Source organism: Sporosarcina sp. Y1009 (assembly GCF_057669865.1).
The window spans coordinates 415,651-436,794 of sequence record NZ_JBYHFO010000001.1; the positions used below are offsets into that span (position 1 = coordinate 415,651).

The window sequence follows — 21,144 nt, forward strand, 5'->3', positions numbered from 1 at the left end:
CAATTCACGACTTCGGATAAAGATTCAAGGGGATATCGACAAAGTATTATTTAGTCGGTATACCCTTTCTCACTTTATGCAATTGTAGTTAATAAACTGAATAGTTTTTCGCACAGGTACCTAAAATTAAGACTGGAGCTAACGCCTGACTTATCAAACTTTTGCCAGCCCTAATTACAATTTCGTTCTCAGTCTTATAGAATCCAAACATACCCTTCATACGATTACAGTGAACTACCCGACTTTCATATTGTATCTTTCCTAATTATTCACTTGTAATAACCTTAAACCCGATTTGATAAGTGCTAAGTAAATAGTTTTCTGTCGAGCCCAATACCTCTAATTGAGAATCAGATACCTTGCGTTTCGAAACACCCGGTTGCACTACTATCACATTTAATTGTGCCTTATAATGCTTTAATTTCTTTTCGAGAATAGAAAGTGTCTTTTGACTTCCAATTTCAAAACGACTTCTTTCTTCTTTTTTATACCTCAACGATTCCCTACGCTTCATATGTGCAATTAATTTTAAAACATCTTTTTTCCAATCAACACTTTTATTGGATTGTCCACAAACCTCATATAAGTCGTTAACTCTAGCCCCATGTCTTATTCCTGCTGAATACTTACAATGGTAGAACTCTATATATATTTTTTTATCATTTTCGTAAATCGCTATAATATCCGCGGCTTCTCCGCTGCCATCGTCATCAAATACCAAGCTATACTTTTTAGTGGACTTCAAGTTTTGAATAACATTATATTGGATTGAATCTACTCTAATCAATTTGGTTGTAGTATCATATTGTGATTCCTTTTTTATATTTACCTCCTTCCAATCCCACACCTCAATCTTATTCTCATCAAAAATATGTTCGTTCTCCGGTACTTTAATATAGTAATTTCCTGATAAGTATGAAGTGTCCCGAAATCTAAATATCACATCATCATTTTTAAAAAACTTAAGGAGTAATTCTTCTGGCTTAGTACTAGAATATTTTATAGTTACTTCCGGTCCCTTAATATGTTTGTATATCACCTCTCCTTTCTCTATACTCATTGAATACTCTACCAAGTGTTTGTCACTTTCTATCTTAAAAAGATATCCATTATCTTCATCTCTCGAAATAAAAGTTATACTCAATTCAAATAAAGAATAAGCAACATTATCAAACTTTAACTTTGCCGAAAAATACTTTCCTTCGAATAATAAAGTAGGCCAGTCAACAGATATAGGCAATTCTGAATGAAGCTCTTTTAATACAATTGGTTTCAATACACCTTTCAATATTTCATCTACATTTATTTCTTCATTAACAAGTTTCTCTCCAGTTTGATTACACCAATCAATCCAACTAGGCAAATCAGATGAAGACCTTGACCAAACTTTTCCTTTATAAGATGCACCTACACTAATTTGTTCTCCATTTTCATAGCCTATTCCAAATATATTGGACTTGACACTTGTTCTTTTCTCAGCACTACTAATAGATTCAGCAATATCTGCCCCTGTATACATTCTATATCTCAATGGTCCCTCAACAGCCTCATTCAATCCTACAGTATTTAGTTGCAAGCGATTTACACCATAAAAACTATTAAAGGTGCTCTCTCGATTTAACCGTATTGGATTAATTATTAATTTATTTATCCATTGATCTAGCCATTGATTATTCGAATTATTGACAAATAAAAGTTGCTTTTCTGAGTCCCAATAAAAAATACTGGCCTCCCAAGATATATCATGAAAATCCTTCGATTTACTCCATGGTACATTTACTTTCTTTTTCTGGACCACTATCAATATATTTAATTTATCATTTCTCATCACTATTGTATTCTCGTCGTTTTCAATGCTCTTTTCCAATTCTCTGGGTGTCCAGTTCGGAAAACTCGTTCTATATAGTACTGTACTTGTTTTCGGACGAATTTCCTGTATTGATAATTCTTTTATTTCTCCTTCAAAACCTTCTGCTATCTCATCTAAACTTACCCTCTTGTCAATTGTCTCTGTGCTTTTTTGATTTATTAATTGATTCCAATCTGAATCCAATTGATATAATTCTTCTATATGCTCGCTAATTTTTTCATTTGCTATATTAGCAATCAGTGTAGCATCTCCCAATCGTTGTGAAGTTCTCGTAAATCTTCCTATAAATTGCAATGTAATAGCTAAACTTTGATGCTTATCATGTAGTGCCGCTATTTTCAGATTAGGTAAATCAAATCCTTCACCTAACATATTTACACATACAATTATTCGACTTTCTCCAGTCTTGATTTTTTGCAGTATCATTTCTTGTTGTCTTTTGGGCATTGTACTATAAATTTTAACAGGTTTATACTGAGTAAATTCCCTATAAAGTTCATATACCTCATCCGCTCTATCTTTAGATTTTACCCTCGCCATTAAAACATGATCGTAATTCTGTCGCAAATCTTCTTCTAACTGCTTCACTGCATATTTCACAATAGTTTCATCTGATTTCAAATCGTCATATTCTTCTAAAGGCATAAAATTAATAGGTTGGAAATAGCCTTCTGACTGTGCTTGATGCAAAGGATAGTTATATATTATTTTGCCGCCTATATGCTTACCGTCATTTCTAAATGGAGTAGCTGTAAATTGAAGTATTCTTTTATTCATGAAAAATGTTTTAAATTTATTCCAAGTTACTGCCGGGACATGATGTGCTTCATCAATAATTAGACAATCAAATTCACTAGCAATTATTTCTTTCATATGATTGGTATAGCCTGATATAAGCTGCATTGTGGTTACTATTACATTACATTTCGACAAAAACACCTCTAAATCTTCGACCTTTTTAAATTTACTGCTCATGACACCAACAATAGGATATAACATATCCTCAATCAATCCCAATTCAGCAAGAATACCTAATGAAATAAATTTATCCGAGAGTTGTTTTCTTAGTGCATTACTAGGCACAATCACTAAAATTTTCTCTAATTTTGCAGCAATCATAACACTTAGCATAGTCTCAGTTTTCCCTGTACCAGTTGGCATCACAATTGTTGCTGTATCATCAGAAACAGTCCAGTGGGCAATTGCACTACTTAATGCACCTAGTTGCGGATTTCTTAAGCCAGCATTACTAAAAAAAGTATTTCTCCAGGATTTGGATATATCTATAGTGTCTTGATCAGCAATGATTTCAGTACTAATTCTTGGATGTTTAACCCATAATCCTTTTTCAATTTGTTCGATTAATTCGCCTTTCCTTTTTCCTATATCACCTATTTCCAAAATATATTTATATCCTTTTAAACCAATATTCGATTTCGAGTCTACGATAATAATTTCTTGATTAGTGTGGATTAATTTAAGATAGTCCTCATTAACTACTACTCCAAATTCCCTTAAACTATAGTAATCGGCAGTATGGTACAAATTATTATTATCATATTTTAACCTATTAACCACCGATGGGAGCTTTAGGTGAATAGTATCCATTTTACCCCTCCAAATTTATGTATTTTCTAGTAAGAAAGATTATGGTGACAGCATTTCAGCCAATATAATTACTCATACCCCATCAACTTGCATAATATATGTTTTATCTACAAACTCTACATGTTCTTGTAAATGTTTAAAGCTATCTTCCTGGATTACTGGGGCCCAAACACACAATAACTTTCTTGCTCTAGAAAAAGCCACATAGCCCACACGTGCTTCTTCTGACTCTTCATTATTCTTTAACCAATCAATAAGTTGTTCTTCTGATTCAGCCATTACTAATACGCATTCTGCTTCCAGGCCTTTTGCATTATGTATATTGTAAACGCTTTCTTCATCTTCCGATAACATTTCTTGTAGTTCCACCTGTTCCAGTAAAACGGATAACATTGTACTTTTCGAAAGCCTCGCCTGATTTTTCCATTTATAATTGAGCATTACTATGTTTCTCCCAATAAGTTTTCCATATAGCCTCTTTGATTCTTTCGAAAGGAATTCTTTTAGCATTATAAATGATTCTGCAACTGTAGTTTCTTCTAATACAAGGCTGTCCAAAAATTGAAGCGCAAAAATCTGAAGTTTCTTCCACATAAAAGAATCATAATCTATTTTCTCCAAAGGAGCGAAGTTTGGGTGCTCATTAAAAAACAGATAACTAAATGATTCCCCCATTTTATCAATAGCCTTATCAATTTCATTTCTTTTTTTATATGAGATTGCCAATAATATATTTTGCAATATTCGGAAGCAGCGATAATGTTCTATCCTTAGCTTTTTGAGAAATGGACTTACTACAATATTTGGTTCTTGTAAAAGAAAGCTTATCTTTTGTACATAGTCATTTCTTCTGGCTAAAATCATATAAGGTTTATACCCAACTTCGTATTTTATATTTCCTCCAAGATGGCGAAAAATATTTAAGACTTCGGAGGGCTTTTCTACATCTTTAATAAATAGAACCTTTTGCTTATTTCCAGCATTTCCACCTGTTTCAGCTTGAACAATTTCAGTTTTCATGTTGGAAAACTTTACAATACTTGCCGTGCTACGAAAGTTATTGCTTAACGTATAACTTTTGTAGCTATTATCCTCCCATTTTGCTTGAAATGCATTTGGCCTTGCTCCGGTGAAACTGTAGATTGATTGGTTTGTATCACCAACACAGAAAAATGAAGTATTATTTAACAAAGAAAAAAACTTTTCTTGATAAAAAGTTATATCTTGGTACTCATCTATTAGAATAGTAGGAAATCGGGAACTAAACGCATTTTGAATATGCTTGTATTTCCTAATAATTAGAAAAGATAAATAAATAACATCTTGTTGATCTATGTATCCTTTTTCTTTAATAAAGAGTTTCCAAGCTGATGCCACCTGAGCCGGTATCTTCTCCATAAAACATATAGGTTTCCCTTCTTCATCACGCCCCAAACTTTCTATCGCCTTAAAAATCCCATCATTGATAAAGTGGGTAGGGCGATTTAACATCGTACTAATGTTATGTTTATGTCCCCTTGCAATACCAAAGGAAGCCAACTTGTACGGCTCTGCTTGTTCGTTAAATAAATGGGAGTAGGGATTAATGATATAATCTAGTAAAAAAGAATGGATTGTTCCAATAAACAATTCAGAAGGTAATTGTACTCCTTCCTTCTCTAGTCGCATCAAAATTTCATCTTTCGCAGCATTGGTGTAAGTGATACATGCAATTCCTGAAAATGATTGTGTTCGGTTCTCGATAATATATTTTAATCGTTCAATTAATAGTGTTGTCTTCCCACTACCCGGACCCGCTTGAACAACAATCGATTCAGTGAGATCGGCAGTCGCAATGCTCTTCCGAAAATCATCATTATCAACCATTTCGATTTGCTTCACCTTCTTCCATAAGAAATTCAAATGCTACTTTAATATATGTCGGTACATTAATTTCCTTTCCGGCATTCAATTTGTCTAATATAAACTGTGAGAATTGTCCTTTCTCCTTCGAAATCATCTTATATGCTTCGCGTGCAAATTCATATCCTTCCAATAAAACAATATTTTCACGCTCTTCTCTCGTGCCAACTTTATACTCCTGAATTAAATTGCAAAAGAATGGCATGTTTTCTTCAATTATTAAATCGTACTCAAATGTCTTAAGATTAGTTAACACTTTGACGTTTGGAAGTGAGTTGAAATCATTTATTAGTCCTTTTGTTCTTGCACACATTTCATATTCATCGGGATTTGTTGGAAACACAGCTTCTTTAACAGGCTTACCGTCACTTCCATTTACTATTTCATCGTCCCCATTAAATAAGGGAACAGATTCCGGATCACTATCTGTTAACACTGCACATTTCATATTTAAGCCTGCTGGGCCGAACAGCTGTAGAAATGGTCGAAACGCCACGCCATCTACTGAAACAATAGAGATTCCTTCACCTTCCAAAGTTTTTCTTCTCTCTACATCACCTTCGATTGTTTTTTCTTTATAAAGCATACTGAAAAGTTTCGGTAACAAAAGACGTTCCGCCATCCCTTCCACCAGCAAGACTCTTCGTCCAAAAAAGATGTCTGATTTTGTCGCATCTAACCATCTTTCCAAGTACCGCTTATATTCAAGTTGTTTTTTCTTACTTGTATCAAAAATCGTTCCTATACGTTGAGATAATAACTTTTCAAAAGACTTGTAAAACATCACCAGATTATCTAGCTCTGTATGTGAACTAATATGTGAAGAATGGGTTGTCATAATAACTTGCCCTAGCACTTTCTGTTCAAAAAAGTAATCAGCTAAGTACTTTTGTAACTGACTATGTAAATGTGCTTCTGGTTCTTCCACAATAAGTATTGGGTATATGTAGTCATGACTTTGGAGCTTCATATCTTTTAAGGTTTTGAATTGGGTAAGTAGTAGACTGATATATAATAGATTATTATAACCAAGACCATTTATTTCCACAGAATGAACATTATCCGCTTGTGAACCAACTAAAACTGTTAAGTTTTTCAATAGTGAATCATAATCACTATCTCCCATTTGAATTTTTATTTCTTGCCTTGAAGCTCCAGTTATTCTTCCTAAATGCTCGTTAATATCTAACTGTGCCGTTCGAATTTCTCCCCCTTCTAAAACCTGCACATTGAGTTCATCAACTTTATCTGCAATTTTTTTAAGATCCTGCTCTTTCAAATCAAAATTCTTTAATATACGCTGAAGCATGCCAGAAGATTTCTTCAATTCCCAAGTTGCATCTCGAAGAGCCCCAACCTCTTCAATTCCAAACTTGGTAAGCATATTAAAATCAAAGCTATCTAAGGTTTCAATTTCGCCTCCATATATTATCCATTCATACTCATTTAACGGAAGTTGAATTTTACTAATAGAAGTCACTTCCGCAGGTGCCTTTACAGAGATATTAGCTCTTGGCCTAAATTTATATGTAAGTTTTGCTTCACCTGGATTTCTTGTAAGCCATCTACTTGTAATAGCAAGTTCATCCTCAGTTTCAATTTCTTTTAAGGTCGCCTCAATCATGATTTCTGGCCAAGTATCCTTAATCATTAGACCATTCCAAAAATCCTCTTGATGCAATATCCGATTTCTAAAAGAGTGATTGCTGTTAAATATTAGACCCAAAGCTCTTAAAAAGTTTGATTTACCAACATTATTTTCTCCAATAATTATAGATAGTCCTTTATTCAAACTTACATCAAACTGATTAAAACTACGATAATTTAATATCCTAACATCCGATATATACATAGATAAACCTCCTTTGAATTGGGGGGTACAATTTTTAATTGATCTATCAGAGAAAGAAGCAAATCAATTAACCAATGATAAATTCACTATCCTGTTCTCCTCTACTTAAATTACAGAACATATATTCTAATTATATTCTATCATAAATTTACTGATTATAGTAGTAAATAAAGACTATTAAACTTTAAGGGAAGAAAACCACAATTTAAAAAACCAAGCCCCACAAAAGGACTTGGCTTCTATCACATTTAATTTTGTAGATCCTGCGGAAAATAGGAACCTTCTAATGCCTAGTTTTATAACACATTTTCATTGTTAATAACTTTCATCAACATATTTATCAGCTTTTCTTTTTCACCGCTTTCATTTGTGGCAACTCTTAATAGAGGTAGACTATTCTTTTCTAATATACTATCTTTTAACGAATCTCTACTACCCTGTTTTTCATCATTACGATGATACCTAACCCCATCGACTTCAATAGCCAATAAAGCTTCCTTATCCAGTCGATTAAAAATCAAAAAATCTACATGAGACCATGGATTTTCAGCGAATTTTCTTTCCTCCACAGTGAGATTTGACAAATCTCTAAACAAAGAATTAAGCGGAATATGCATCACACATTTGAACGACCTGAATTCGGGAAGTGACAAAACCTCCTTAATAACAGCGTACATTAAGTTTTCAGACTTAAACTCAGAGACTTTTTCTTTTGTAGTCCTATACTTCAACAATGCACTCGAATAATCTGTATACAATAAATCAAATACTGAAACCTTTTTACTTTCAATCACATTTGAAAATGAATTATATTCAACATATCGAATCAAATCTCCTAAATAGGAACCTTGTTGTTTAAATAACCGGTCTGATGTAACAATAATTAATTCATCAACTGCCCTTGATACAGCTACATTAATTAGATTTGCATCATCGATAAATGGCGTAATATCATTCGCGACAGTTGTAAATATAATCGTTTTCTTTTCTCGGCCTTGAAATCTATGTACTGTGTCCACTTCTAATGCCGGATATTGTATAAAATTGTTTGTTTCTGTGACATGCATTCTAAAGGGCGATATGATGCCAACTCCGCTATAACTGCCATACCTTGAAGGATCAGCATTAAGAATCTCATCCCGTACCACTTCAATTTGACGAACATTATACCAGCCTTTTTCCTTTCCCGTAGTATTTCTTCGGGCGTGGTTACCAGGAGCAGTTTTGTATATCTTTAAGGGTTGGTCGTCAACATTTTCTTCAGTCATGATGACAAGTTGATTATCATAAAATCTTTCGTTGCAAAACCCAATGATCTTCGGATGGCAGCGATAATGTTCACTCAATAAAGTGACAGGTAGTGATTCCTTGTAGAGCGCCATTAACGAAGAAATAATGCTGTATTCACTATATTTATAAGCATCATTTATTCCCGCATTGGCAAATAAATCATCGCTAATCTTTTCTATTTCCGTAGGTACAATATGAGGCAATTGCTTAACATCACCTACAACAACAATATTCTTACAGCAAGCTAGTGCAAGAGAACCCGTTACTAGGTCCACCTGAGAGGCTTCATCAATTATGAGGTAATCAAATAAGAAATCATCCGGAATGCTCGTTAAAATGGAATGAGTAGTACTTAATACAACGGGATATTCTTTAACAAATTCTTGAAACTTATATTTATAGTTGCCAATAGAATACTTTCCTTTTTTTCGAGATAGATTAGCATATCTTTGGTTCAACGTCGCTTTGAATAAACGCGAAGATATTTCTTCATACTCTTTTAATAACGTCTGATAACTTTTGTTTTCTAATTTATTTTCCAATACCTTTATTTTTCTTTTTGTATTTTTAATACTTTTTATGTAATAATCCTTTTTTAATGAATTAATAATATGAGTCCGACTTTTCGTAATGACTTTTTGTTTATAGACACCATATTGTATAAAAAGTTTTACTTTCGACATAAAACCAGCGGGCTTACCCGAAGGATCAATGCCTTCGAGCTGGGTAATAAAATTTATAATACGTTGACTAGGCCATCTCTTATAAAATGAATACATTTTCACATCTATGTACTCGTCATTAAATTCTTTTTCAAAATACTTTTGTTCGACCTGTAATTTGGCTAACTCCTCTTTAAGTTTAGCCATTTCCCTTTGATCTTCTAATAACACTGTGAGCTCATCTGAAATCTTTTGGAGGTGAGTGACACTGCTTACTTTTTCATCATTCTCTATTTTCCAACCACTTATATCCGGAATTTCTGGTTGATTAATATCAAAAAAGTCCTTTCTATTTTGATAATTGCCCAAGAGTGATGTCATGAAGCCAAAGCCATATTCTTCAAGTTTTTCTTGTACATTTTCAGTTGCAGAATTATTGCCTGAGACGATAGCTACTGTCTGCCCTCTAGCAACAACATTCGCAATAACATTAAGAATTGTTTGCGTCTTTCCTGTACCAGGTGGTCCTTCAATTACGCTGATTGAATTTTCCACTGCTTTCTTAACAGCTTCTTTTTGGCTTAAGTTAACACCAAAAGGAAATATGAGCGTACCTTCATATTTACTATTCCTTATATCCTTTTTCGATAAATAAGAAGCTAAAATACTGTTCCTATTCGGTCTACCTAACTTTTCGTATTGATTTAGTAGAATCGACTTTCCATTGTTCTTAAAACCAATGTCGGTTGATAAACTACGTAGGTAATTAATAACATGATTTGGCTGTATTATTACATCCGAGGGTTTTTGTATTTTATCTTTTACGTCACTATATGTTACCACTACTCAATCCCTCCTTTGGATAATACTTTCGGAAAAAGAACTAGAATAAAAACATTATCCATTTCTGTACTTGAGGTATTTTCCCTCATTAATTCTGCTCAATGCTCAATTATTTTGTTTAATCAACCCTACTAATTCAATACCAAATTCTTCTACCTTTTTATCACCAAAGCCCCGTATTTTGCGTAGGTTTTCCAGAGTAGTTGGCCTCTTCTCGACTAGCTCATCAAGCTCTTCCGTTGCATGCTTATTCACATGTTGTCCATTAATGTATTCTGCATAGTCTCGCATTCTTTTATCTAGGAAATGCACTGGTGATTTCTTAGATAACTCTGCTTTTAAAAACGCGACGATGCCATCGGTACGAAAGACTTTATCTTTTATATCTGAAGATGCTTTCTCCAAATCAATTACTGTTTTTTCATTTGCAAATGCAACCGCATACTTAATTGGCGTTTTATCGATAATTTCATGATCAACTAACATCGAACGAAGCACTTCTACTTGTCGTTCGACTTGGCGTATTGGGCTGTACATCCCCTCTTTAAATACCGTTCGGGTCCCACGGTTTACAGTTCTTATAAATTCTCCTTTTTCATTAACCGTAATATTTCCGTAGTACTTCTTCACTTCAATGACTAAAAAGAATTGCCGAGTTATGATTATAAAGTCAAATTGTGCATTCAAACCCTTATGTTCGATATAGACATCATGCAAGATCATAATAGGTAAAAACGAATTTGTTAGTTCAAACAGTAATGCCTGCTCCCCAGCTTTTCCAATTTTTAAATACTTAATTTGCTGCTCAATTTTCTTAGAATTTTTCCCATCTTGGTTGCTAGCTAATTCTTTCTGTAAACGTGCAATCTCTAAATCCATCGAATCACCATTCTTAATGACAACAGGCGATGTTAACTCTTCTTTGTCCTTTAAAGCATCGATAAGCCTAGATAAAAATGGTTTCTTAACAAAAGACATATGTATGCCCCCTAGCATGAAAAAATAATGAAAAATGTGTGAATAAATTTACTTAGCTAATCTACTAGAATCTGCGAATCTATGAGATTATTCACTCTTACTTTAATAGTACCATATTACTAGGTCAATAATAATAGGTTAATTTACACTTTCTGCCTGCTGTTGATTCGATTCATCGCATAGATGCGTTTGGATTTACCCAAAAACTTTAATTTTAATAATGAAGGGTTCGTGATATGCTTAAATGTAAGGAAAGAGATTATATAGATTTCGAGGTAGTTTATGAAAGGTATGATGCGTTGTGGATAATATTGAATTAGGAAAAGCAATTGCTAGTTTCCGTATCAAACAGAATTACAACATTAAACAATTGGCAGAAAGAACGAAAATCTCTTCTTCCATGTTAAGTCAAATTGAAAGAGGGCTTACCAGCCCATCATTAAATACACTTAGAATGATTGCAGATGCATTGGAGATCCCATTACTTAGTTTTTTTACCGAATCCGAGAAAAGTAAGGATTTAATCACAAGGGCCAATTCCAGAAAAAAAGTCGTATTTCCACCACCACAAAATATGGAATATATGTTGCTATCCCCAGATTTAAGCGGCTCAATTGAAATGGTCCTCATGAAAATACCGCCACTGTCCAATTCAGCTGAAAAACCTGTTGTTCACATTGGCGAAGAAGTCGCATACGTCCTAGAAGGTAGCATCACGTTACATCTTGGTGATGATATTGAGATTTTAGACATTGGCGACAGTGTAAAAATACCGCCTGGCGTACAACATAAATGGGAAAATACCACAGATCAAGAAGTTACAATTATTTTTGCTGTGACACCTCCCACATTTTAAAAAATAATAGACAGTAAGTGATTTCTTTAACCGTTCTATAGCTCCTGTTATGACGTGCTTTTTATGCGCCATACTAGAGATATCGGACGGTTATTTTATATCCATTAGATTAAGTACTACTTAATTAATTAAACTGGAATTAATTTCATTATTGATTTCGACATAAGAAAGCGTTATCATTAAGCTGTATTAAATTAATCAAGCTATACTTAATTATCTGAGTTTTAGGTTAGCTACATTATATCCCGAAAGGAATTGAAAAAAATGCAAACAGGTGCAATGATGATGTTGGTTTTATTGGTTTCTATCTTATTACTAATTTTTCTTATCCTTAAATGTAAAATACATCCGTTTATTTCGCTAGTTCTTGCAGGTATTTTTATTGGACTAACTACAGGTATGCCTTTAATGGATATTGTTGCTTCTATTGAAAATGGAGTAGGCGGAACGCTAGGATCACTAGCTGTTGTCATCGGTTTTGGAACGATTTTAGGTAAGATGTTAGAGATATCTGGTGGTGCTGAGCGCTTAGCGCGAACAATGTTAAATGCATTGGGAGAAAAGCGTGCACCTTGGGTTATGTCACTTATAGGCGTAATTGCTGGGATTCCAGTGTTTTTTGAAGTAGGTTTTGTTTTACTTTTCCCAATCGTTTTCATTGTTGCCAGACAAGCTAAGATGTCGCTGGTAAGGATTGGGATTCCTTTGGCCATTTCATTGATGGTTGTACACGCAATGGTCCCTCCCCATCCAGCAGCATTTGCGATTACCGAAATGTTGGGCGCAGATGTAGGGAAAGTCATATTATATTCACTTCTAATTGGGGCACCTACTGCAATCATTGCTGGGCCACTCTTCGCTAAGTTCATTAGTCGTGGATCTAGAAATGAAGCATCTCAAGAATTAGAGATAAAAGCCCCAACACCGGATGAGAAGCTTCCTAAGTTTGGAATTACACTGTTTACGATTCTCTTACCTTTGTTCATCATGGTAGGAAAAACAGTTGGCGATCTATATCTCTCCGAAGGTTCATTTGCTTACGATATAGTCAGATTTTTAGGTCATCCAATTATTGCTTTACTTATTTCGGTATTTGTCGCATATTACACATTAGGGCTTTCTCGTGGCTTTAAGATGAAGGAAATATTAGCCCATACTGAGGACGGATTTAAGTCCATTGCATCTATTTTGTTGATCATTGCGGGTGGCGGTGCTTATAATGCATTTTTGGTTAATAGTGGCCTAGGTACAGAGTTATCGACTATTATGCAATCGTTCAATATGAACCCAATTATTCTGGCTTGGTTAATAGGAACAATATTACACCTCGCAATTGGATCCGTTACGGTAGCCATGATTAGTGCTGCGGGTATAATAGGTCCTTTGCTAGCCGTTTATCCAACGTTGAGTCCAGAGATTGCAGTTCTCGCAATTGGTGCTGGCGCTATCGGTTGGTGTCATGTTAATGATTCTGCTTTCTGGCTTGTAAAAGAATACTTAGGATTATCATTAACAGATGCGTTTAAGAGTTTCACTGCTGCAACTGTGATAGCATCGGTTGTTGCACTTGGAGGCGTATTGCTTTTAGCACAATTCGTTTAAAAAAACAAATTATGGAAGGAAGCCAAATCATCATGGAAAATAAAACAATTCAAGGAAAAACGATTAAAGAATGGGAAGAACAGTATCCATTAATGAGCAAGATTATTTCAACTGAGGAAGTATTTTGGACAAATCCTAAATACGGAGCGTTTGCAGATGCGATTGAAAAGATTTCTTTATCAGAGAATGATGTAAAAGATGCCGAAGAAAGATTAAATAGATTTGCACCCTATATTGCGAAAGTATTCCCAGAAACAGAAAAAACAGATGGCATTATTGAATCACCTATTGTTCCAATTCCTGCAATGCAAAAGAATATGGAAAAGGCATATGATCAAGAAATCACAGGGCAATTATTGCTTAAATGTGACAGTCACCTTGCGATTTCTGGATCCATTAAAGCAAGAGGTGGCATTTATGAGGTCTTAAAACATGCGGAAGATCTAGCCATTGCGAATAATATGCTTACAATAAACGATGATTATTCAATCATTGACAGTGATAGATTTAAAGAGTTTTTCTCTAAGTATTCTATTGCTGTAGGATCAACCGGAAACCTTGGACTCAGCATCGGAATCATCAGTGCACAAGTAGGATTTAAGGTTTCTGTTCATATGTCGGCTGATGCAAAAAAGTGGAAGAAGGATCTGCTTAGAAGCAAGGGTGTTACAGTCATCGAGTATGAATCAGATTATAGTATCGCCGTAGAAGAAGGCAGAAAACAAGCAGAAGCCGATCCAAACATGCACTTTATTGATGATGAAAATTCGACCGATCTATTTTTAGGATATGCAGTTGCAGCTTCTAGATTAAAAAAACAACTAGAAGAAATGAATGTAGTTGTCGATGACGATCATCCATTATTTGTTTACCTTCCATGTGGCGTTGGCGGCGGACCTGGTGGCGTAGCATTTGGATTAAAGTTAGTTTTCAAAGATCATGTCCATTGCTTCTTTGCCGAACCAACCCATTCTCCATGTATGGTACTCGGATTAATGACTGGTTTGCATGATTTAGTATCGGTACAAGACTTCGGCATTGATAATATTACGGATGCTGATGGACTAGCTGTCGGTCGTGCGTCAGGTTTCGTTGGGAAAACTTTAGAAAACCTAATGAGTGGCTCTTATACCGTAAACGATGAGGAATTATATAAACTGTTAAGTATGTTATCCGACGCGGAGAATATTCAATTAGAACCTTCTGCGCTAGCAGGCATGCAGGGCCCAGTTCAATTCTTCAGAGACGAAGCTGGCCAAAGATATATAGAAAATAACAACTTACAAACTAAAATCAAAAATGTTTCACATATCGTTTGGGGAACAGGCGGCAGTATGGTGCCAACAAATGAAATGCAAAGCTATTATAACAAGGGAAAAGAGATCCTTGCTTCTGAGTAATAAACAAAGAATCATTTGTATAAATTAAACGATTTCAAAAATAGTAAGGGCTGTCCTAAAAGATCATGAAAAATGATTTTTCGGGACAGCCCTTTTTTATATTTAGTCAAGTAGTTTACGATAGCATTGATCAGAAAGGACTAAGCATGTTAAGCCGGTATGCTGTAAAATTTCCCGGGGTCACCCATTTAATATTAGCAACAATTGCCGAAGTCATCAAAAAGTCAGTCTGAACGGTTCGCCGTTCAATGGAAAAGTTGGAGCAGCTAAACGTCATTAAGCGGCAAGCATTCTTAATAAAAAAGACAGGCGGACTTGGGGCTAATCTTTATATTTTTTTAGCCTTCAATCGACCAGACAAGTCATCATCTGTAAATCCAGAAATCAGGAAAACAGAAGTTGTCCATAGTACCTGTCTTGATCAGCCATACGCTCAAGAATCTAATCAAATCATATACAGGCGAATACAACGCAGATTTGATTATAATTTGAAAATACTCCAACTTACCATTCAAAAGATTAAGACTCTATACTCACTTTGAGTTCATTAAAGCCAATAATTGCAAAAGGATAATCACGAAAAAACGATCTAATATTTTTATTTGTTACAAAATAACTTTGAACGTTATAATCTCCTATTAACTCCAAATTCATTAAAATTATATCTTTGTTTTCCTTGAAATAGTTAACTCGTCTACTAAACTTTTCACCTATTGCTTTCTTTCCAATAAAGTAATCTTTTTGATCTCCCATTGAATCTTTCATAGTTTGGCTCAACCTCATATACTTCACTTCGAACAATAATACCTTTTTGTTGAATTCATCAATTATTATTAGGTCATAGTCCCCCAGATTACGAGGATGCTTTCCTTTTTTATCTAGTTTGTATAATTCTTGATCTGGATAAACGGAATACCTCGAATGACTAAATAACAATGATAGATCACCAACTATTTTACTTTCATATTCTTTTTTCCATTGACCTAACAACGTTAGCGTTTTTTCCATGCCAATATCATAAGGTAAAATAAAATTCATCATCCCCTGAATCCATGTATTACGTAATTGGTGCACTGAAACAGGAGAGTAAACTAACTTATCCCCAACAAGAAATATAGGTTGTGCTGAAATTTTATATTTTCTCTTTTTCTGCTCCCATATCGGAATTATGTTAGCTTTATTAGCCAATTTACTAGGGTCTAAAGAAATAAAGTGCAGGGAACTGTAAAAATCCTCTAGTGAATACTCCCCTATGTCTATGAATTCTCTAGCAAGTATACTAATCGGAACTTCAACTATATTATTATAAACATCGGCTTCTCCACTTTCCATTAACTTGGAAATTATATGATGGGACTCTATAAAGTACATAAGTGAAATAACAAGATTAAATGATAAACCTGTATCCTCTTTAAATTCATTATCAATTTTATTAAAAAAGATTTTATCAAGAATTTCATCCCGTTTTGAATAGTCACCGTAATCATATCTTAATTGTGTAATGTTATTAGCATCAGACAAATACTTTTCTGTTTCTTCGATTTCAATTATAAAATCATCTCGTATACTCAATTTATTCCAACCACTTGCTCCATAATTATTGGCATCAGACATTGTTTGAAAATCAATGATCCATTTTGCAAAAGCAATTAGTTCATCAATCTCTTCTGATGAAGCAGTATAAACATTGTTTCTAACTAATAAATTTAGATTCTCTTCTATAAGATATTCCAGTATAAACTTATAAGTTTTAGATTCTTCCCTCATACTAATAGTTTTTTCTCTGAATTCCCTAAGACTAGTATCTTTTAAGTAATTTATAGATGCAAACCTTGAAAGTCTTTTTTGATGTATATCAATTTGAAAAAGGATTGATGAATACTTATCTAGTAATTCTTTATGAGTTCGTAGTCTGTCAAAGTTACTTAACTTAACAAGTAGTTCATCTCTTACCTCATTTCTAAATCGACGGATTACCCCAACATTTTCATTTTCTTCATAGTCGTTTGGCTCCAAACCAATTTCCTTTAACGTTTTGGCCATTGTTTTTCGTACAGATTTAAACGCTGTGTTTCTAGGCGGAACGAATGATGAATATGGATTTACAAAGTAAGATATTTTTATTTCATCGATCATAGAACTTCTTAGTTCGTCATCACTTTTTTTTATTTTCGCAAATAAACTATCAGTGTCTTCGAATTGCAAACCTTTAAGAATGCTAATTAACAGTTCATTTTCAAATTTTTTAGTTTTGCTTATTAGGTTGTTTTCCGCTATTTTCTTCCAATAAGGTTGAACCAATACAAGTGAAGGTATACCATTAAATTGGATTATAACTTTACGAAAATAATCAGAATCAATGATAGGAAGATTCATTGAATTTTGTTGAAGAACCTTTTCAGAAATTAATTTTATTTCCAGGATACTCTCATTATAGTGTGATAAGATTTTATCTTTAAATTCCATAAATCCATTTATTAGAATTTCTTGGAAAGAAAATATGGTTTCAATAATTTCTTTTTGTATGTCATCCAGAATAAATTGTGTTTCATGTAGTATTATCTTATTTTCTCCTGATTCAAATATATTAACCTCTCCCGAGTTCCCTTTTCCTATTAAAGACAAGCTTGATTTAGACTCTATTTTTCTATTCCATGCATGCAAATTAGAAAGAGAAGAAGTATGTTCAAAAGGATAACTTATTAATTCGCTTTTAAAAAAATCAAATGTTTTGTGTACCGATTGATATGGAAAAATAAAAATCATTGGATCTAATGCCCCTTCATTCATCACCTCGTCCATATCTTTCCATGCGTGAAAGTATCCCGCCATTCCTGAAAAAGAAGAGATTTTATCTTTGTTAGATTTATTGATAAATGTTATAAAATTTACAATCTCATCGAAACTAGAAGCAAAATTAATAATACTAATTAAATCATGAGAATTCATATAACTATCTGTAGTATCTGTCTCTGTAAAACTCATCATTATAGACTGATTCGGATTTACGTTCTCATAGTTTATTTTTTGGAATAGTATTTCTTTATCACTGCCAATCTCAACAAATGCATTCTCACCCACATTAGAAAACAATCCACCTAATTTAATAGAACCATTATAAATACATTCTCTGTAGTATTCAGTATTAATTTCCTTTAAATCAGAAAGAAAAACAATCACTGAATCCTTGTTAAACATTGCAAAGGAGTAGTCTAAAATATTACTATTTTGCTCTTTATCATTTTTCATTATTAACGGGTACATTAGCCTGATATTCTTTTCTCTATCAATTGAATAGTTCCTTCTTAGCGAGTTAACAAGTGCTGACCAAATTCCTTGTTTGATTTCTTTCGAACTATTTTTCTTAATAAGATTTTCCAAAAAGCATTCTTTCATCATGGGGAGAAAAATTGGTAATTTTTCACTTCTTGTATAGAACCTATATAACTCGTCATTTACACTTACGAATTCATCAAAATATGCAGCCAGTTTCTTGTTCTTAAATAAAGTAAAGTTAACAAATACATTATTGAAATACTTTTCAGGAGGACATTCGATGCTATCACTAATAATATAATCGTCATTATAAATTAATGTGAGTATATTATCTTCATACGCTAATATTTCTCGCCAAATATTTTGAACGTCATCTTTATTTGTCACTTTCACAATACTATCAATCAAAAAACAACTCTCGTAGGTATTCTCCGATCCATTACCAATAAACACTTTGTAAAAACGTTCGCCATTAAAAAACTGTACTTCTCCAGTATCGACAGGGAAATCTTCATACATCATTTTATCTAAATCTGAGAAAAAGGCACTAATATCTTTGTAAAATTCCATGAATTCATGATAATTCTCAATTACTTTGTCCGATTTTATTTTGTTTTTTTCTAAATCTATAAATATTAGATTTAGCTTATCGACAATTCCTATATAACCACGATTTGAAATCCATGAGGTTATGGTAAACAAAGCTTTTGCTAGTGATTGTGAATCATATCTATTGAATACTTGCTCGATGCTCATTATTCATTCCCCCCATATCTCTCTCTTCCACCAACTTTTTGATCCACTTTGCAAAACCCGGATAGTCGATTGCCAGCTATTTTCTGCTATAATTGTAGTGAGTACATAAAAAATAAATTATAACCAGAGAGTTATTATACGACAAATTGCCTAACACACGGTCCGGTGTCTACGTAATTTATTTACCTTGTAAAGTTTCTTTCATTCCGCCTCATCTAGAATTCTATTTATATTTTCGAGCCATTCAATACGCTTTTCAATAAGTGCGGGCCTTGGATGAAGGTAGTATGGATGTGTTCGATGTGGGATACCGAAGATTTCTCGTTCTCCCTTTAACATTGACAATACATCACGCATCTTTTCTCTCTTTACTGGATGCACACCCCAACCTACCATAATTCTTGTCTTATCATTTAAAAGTGTATATATTTTTTGGAAACGCTTAGGTGAAAAAATACTATGTGAATCATTTTTCTGATCTTTAAACTTTTGCAATTGAACCCTAAACTCAGGTATATTCCCAGCTCTTAAATCTGATAGATTAATAATATAAATCATATTCCAACCCCTATACTCCATTAACCTCATAAGTTGATGCTGGGTTTGGTCTGACTTAGCTGCTACCAACGGAACTTCGCTTAGTTTTCCATTATATTGAGGAATAGTGTACTCTTTATCTGTCGGTTGACAGGTTCCGGGATTTACCATTACAATTAATGCATCGGCAACATCTGTCTCTACGCCTTTCCTACAAATCTTTGCTAAACCACGACATGTATAACTTTCTCCATCCAACTCTATTTGATAAAAAGCGCCTTCTGTATAAAACTTCTTATCCAATACCTTTGCTAGTAAAAATACCATTTCACATTCCCCTTTCTGTTAAGAATAGAAAATATTATCATACATGTTTGACAAGAAGTCTTGATTGTTCAAAACTTCACGGTAGTTTCCTACACGGAACCATTCCAGTGCCTAATTAAACTGCACATTCGTAACATCAAAAATACTTTCCTGCTCTAATTTAATACCATTGTGCAGCAATTCTTCTAGTAAAATCCGCCAATCAGAATAGTTTTCATCGACAATCATTTTCTTTATCATATCCCTATTTTGTTCGGTAATTGGAATTGAATATCGTTCAAGTTGCCTTAGAGTTTCAATATTCATAAATAATGGTCTAAGCAAGCCAAAGAAATTATTTTTCATATAGTTAAAAATCCGAATACCCCCAATATCAATATCACTCCAATGGTAAATTGGAATATTCGGATCTAGTTGTTTTGAAAGTTTGGACAGAAAATATTGTAAGGTTTTATGTGGATATCCCCCAGTGTAGATTACCAATTCCTTTTCATTTCGCCGTTGATAAATCCATTGTTCATAACTTGTTAGATTTTCTATAAAAACTATACGATTTGTATCTAAGCTTATTTCTACAATGGACTCTACTGTAGCTTCAGATAAACCTAAACCACCGATAAATAATGAAGTTGATGCAGTTGCACCTGACTCATTAAGCCAATTTATGTTCCCACACACCCTGACTTGTCTTCCCACTTTCACTACTCCATAAAACGCTAGCAATTCCTCATCACTTTCGAACTCTATATCACTTGCCTTTTTAAGTACGGCAACTAATGTATTCCTAACATTCCTTTCAAAATGCTTTGAATCATTGAATAGTCTATTGCTTAGATTACGGATTGGGATATTACCTTCAATTTCTTGTAAAAACAACAGTACTATAACGACATCATCGTAAATATATGAATTGTCTACGTTCAAACCGTTTGTCTTATTTTGTTTTAAATTTTTGATAACTATTTGTGCCCATTTCGCAATCCAGTCCCATTTATGATTTAGTAACGGTTCAATCACCGATTTCATTTTATCTATTTTCACCATTAACGGTGTAACTGAAGCAATCTTATAAATATCATCAATTTTTTCAGTTTCAAGGTACACTTTTTTAATTAAGTCTGTATTAAATTTATCCCTAGTAATTGTGATAACACCTTGTTGCTCTAGATCTATTATCACTTCAATTATCCATTCGCGTTTTCGATAGTCCATTTCATCTTTATAATCTTTTACAAAAGGGTTATTTCTCTCCAAATGAAACTGTGGTCTTTGCTGGGAAGGCAAACCTGTACGGAATGCCTTGCTCTTTTCATATTTCATCAATAAAAACTTGAGTAATTCTTGTTGGAAGTACTTTTTGTATTGATTTTCAGACATATAAACAG

The 21,144-nt window shown here is 33.6% G+C and carries 12 protein-coding genes; 4 read left to right on the top strand and 8 right to left on the bottom strand.

The window, feature by feature from the left end; all coding sequences use genetic code 11:
* Window positions 1-265: 265 nt before the first annotated feature.
* The 5 genes from AC25Y1_RS01985 to AC25Y1_RS02005 form a co-directional block, all read right to left on the bottom strand.
* A complete protein-coding gene (locus AC25Y1_RS01985; RefSeq protein ID WP_488146254.1) occupies window positions 266-3,478 on the bottom strand; it encodes a DEAD/DEAH box helicase in 3,213 nt (1,070 codons plus the stop codon).
* A 72-nt stretch (window positions 3,479-3,550) separates the two neighbouring features.
* Complete coding sequence (locus AC25Y1_RS01990; RefSeq protein WP_488146255.1) at window positions 3,551-5,359, bottom strand: UvrD-helicase domain-containing protein; 1,809 nt, start codon at window positions 5,357-5,359, stop codon at window positions 3,551-3,553.
* Complete coding sequence (locus AC25Y1_RS01995) at window positions 5,337-7,232, bottom strand: ATP-dependent nuclease (RefSeq protein ID WP_488146256.1); 1,896 nt, start codon at window positions 7,230-7,232, stop codon at window positions 5,337-5,339. The genes AC25Y1_RS01990 and AC25Y1_RS01995 overlap by 23 nt, the downstream gene beginning before the upstream one ends.
* A 296-nt stretch (window positions 7,233-7,528) precedes the next feature.
* Window positions 7,529-10,027, bottom strand: coding sequence for an AAA domain-containing protein (locus AC25Y1_RS02000; protein WP_488146257.1), 2,499 nt, complete (start codon window positions 10,025-10,027; stop codon window positions 7,529-7,531).
* 105 nt (window positions 10,028-10,132) lie between these two features.
* The gene (locus tag AC25Y1_RS02005) at window positions 10,133-11,005 is read right to left on the bottom strand and encodes an NERD domain-containing protein (RefSeq protein WP_488146258.1); all 873 of its coding nucleotides are present in this window, start codon (window positions 11,003-11,005) and stop codon (window positions 10,133-10,135) included.
* 301 nt (window positions 11,006-11,306) lie between these two features.
* On the opposite strand from AC25Y1_RS02005, the gene AC25Y1_RS02010 reads away from it, so the two are divergent.
* The 4 genes from AC25Y1_RS02010 to AC25Y1_RS02025 all read left to right on the top strand — a co-directional run bounded on the left by AC25Y1_RS02010 (window position 11,307) and on the right by AC25Y1_RS02025 (window position 15,405).
* Entirely contained in the window at window positions 11,307-11,861 is a 555-nt protein-coding gene (locus tag AC25Y1_RS02010) for a cupin domain-containing protein (RefSeq protein WP_488146259.1), read from the top strand.
* 264 nt (window positions 11,862-12,125) lie between these two features.
* A complete protein-coding gene (locus tag AC25Y1_RS02015) occupies window positions 12,126-13,463 on the top strand; it encodes a GntT/GntP/DsdX family permease (protein WP_488146260.1) in 1,338 nt (445 codons plus the stop codon).
* Window positions 13,464-13,495: 32 nt separating this feature from the next.
* Complete coding sequence (gene dsdA, locus AC25Y1_RS02020) at window positions 13,496-14,863, top strand: D-serine ammonia-lyase (RefSeq protein WP_488146261.1); 1,368 nt, start codon at window positions 13,496-13,498, stop codon at window positions 14,861-14,863.
* A gap of 248 nt (window positions 14,864-15,111) precedes the next feature.
* Window positions 15,112-15,405 (top strand): hypothetical protein, encoded by a 294-nt coding sequence (locus AC25Y1_RS02025; RefSeq protein WP_488146262.1) that lies wholly within the window; start codon window positions 15,112-15,114, stop codon window positions 15,403-15,405.
* Here AC25Y1_RS02025 and AC25Y1_RS02030 read toward each other — a convergent pair.
* The 3 genes from AC25Y1_RS02030 to AC25Y1_RS02040 form a co-directional block, all read right to left on the bottom strand.
* Window positions 15,383-18,895 carry a hypothetical protein gene (locus tag AC25Y1_RS02030; RefSeq protein WP_488146263.1) on the bottom strand — a complete coding sequence of 1,171 codons (3,513 nt, stop codon included), beginning with the start codon at window positions 18,893-18,895 and terminating at the stop codon, window positions 15,383-15,385. The two genes, AC25Y1_RS02025 and AC25Y1_RS02030, sit on opposite strands and share 23 nt — an antisense overlap.
* Before the next feature lie 201 nt (window positions 18,896-19,096).
* Window positions 19,097-19,759 carry a DUF1643 domain-containing protein gene (locus AC25Y1_RS02035; protein ID WP_488146264.1) on the bottom strand — a complete coding sequence of 221 codons (663 nt, stop codon included), beginning with the start codon at window positions 19,757-19,759 and terminating at the stop codon, window positions 19,097-19,099.
* 111 nt (window positions 19,760-19,870) lie between these two features.
* Complete coding sequence (locus AC25Y1_RS02040; RefSeq protein ID WP_488146265.1) at window positions 19,871-21,136, bottom strand: Wadjet anti-phage system protein JetD domain-containing protein; 1,266 nt, start codon at window positions 21,134-21,136, stop codon at window positions 19,871-19,873.
* Between the last annotated feature and the right edge of the window lie 8 nt (window positions 21,137-21,144).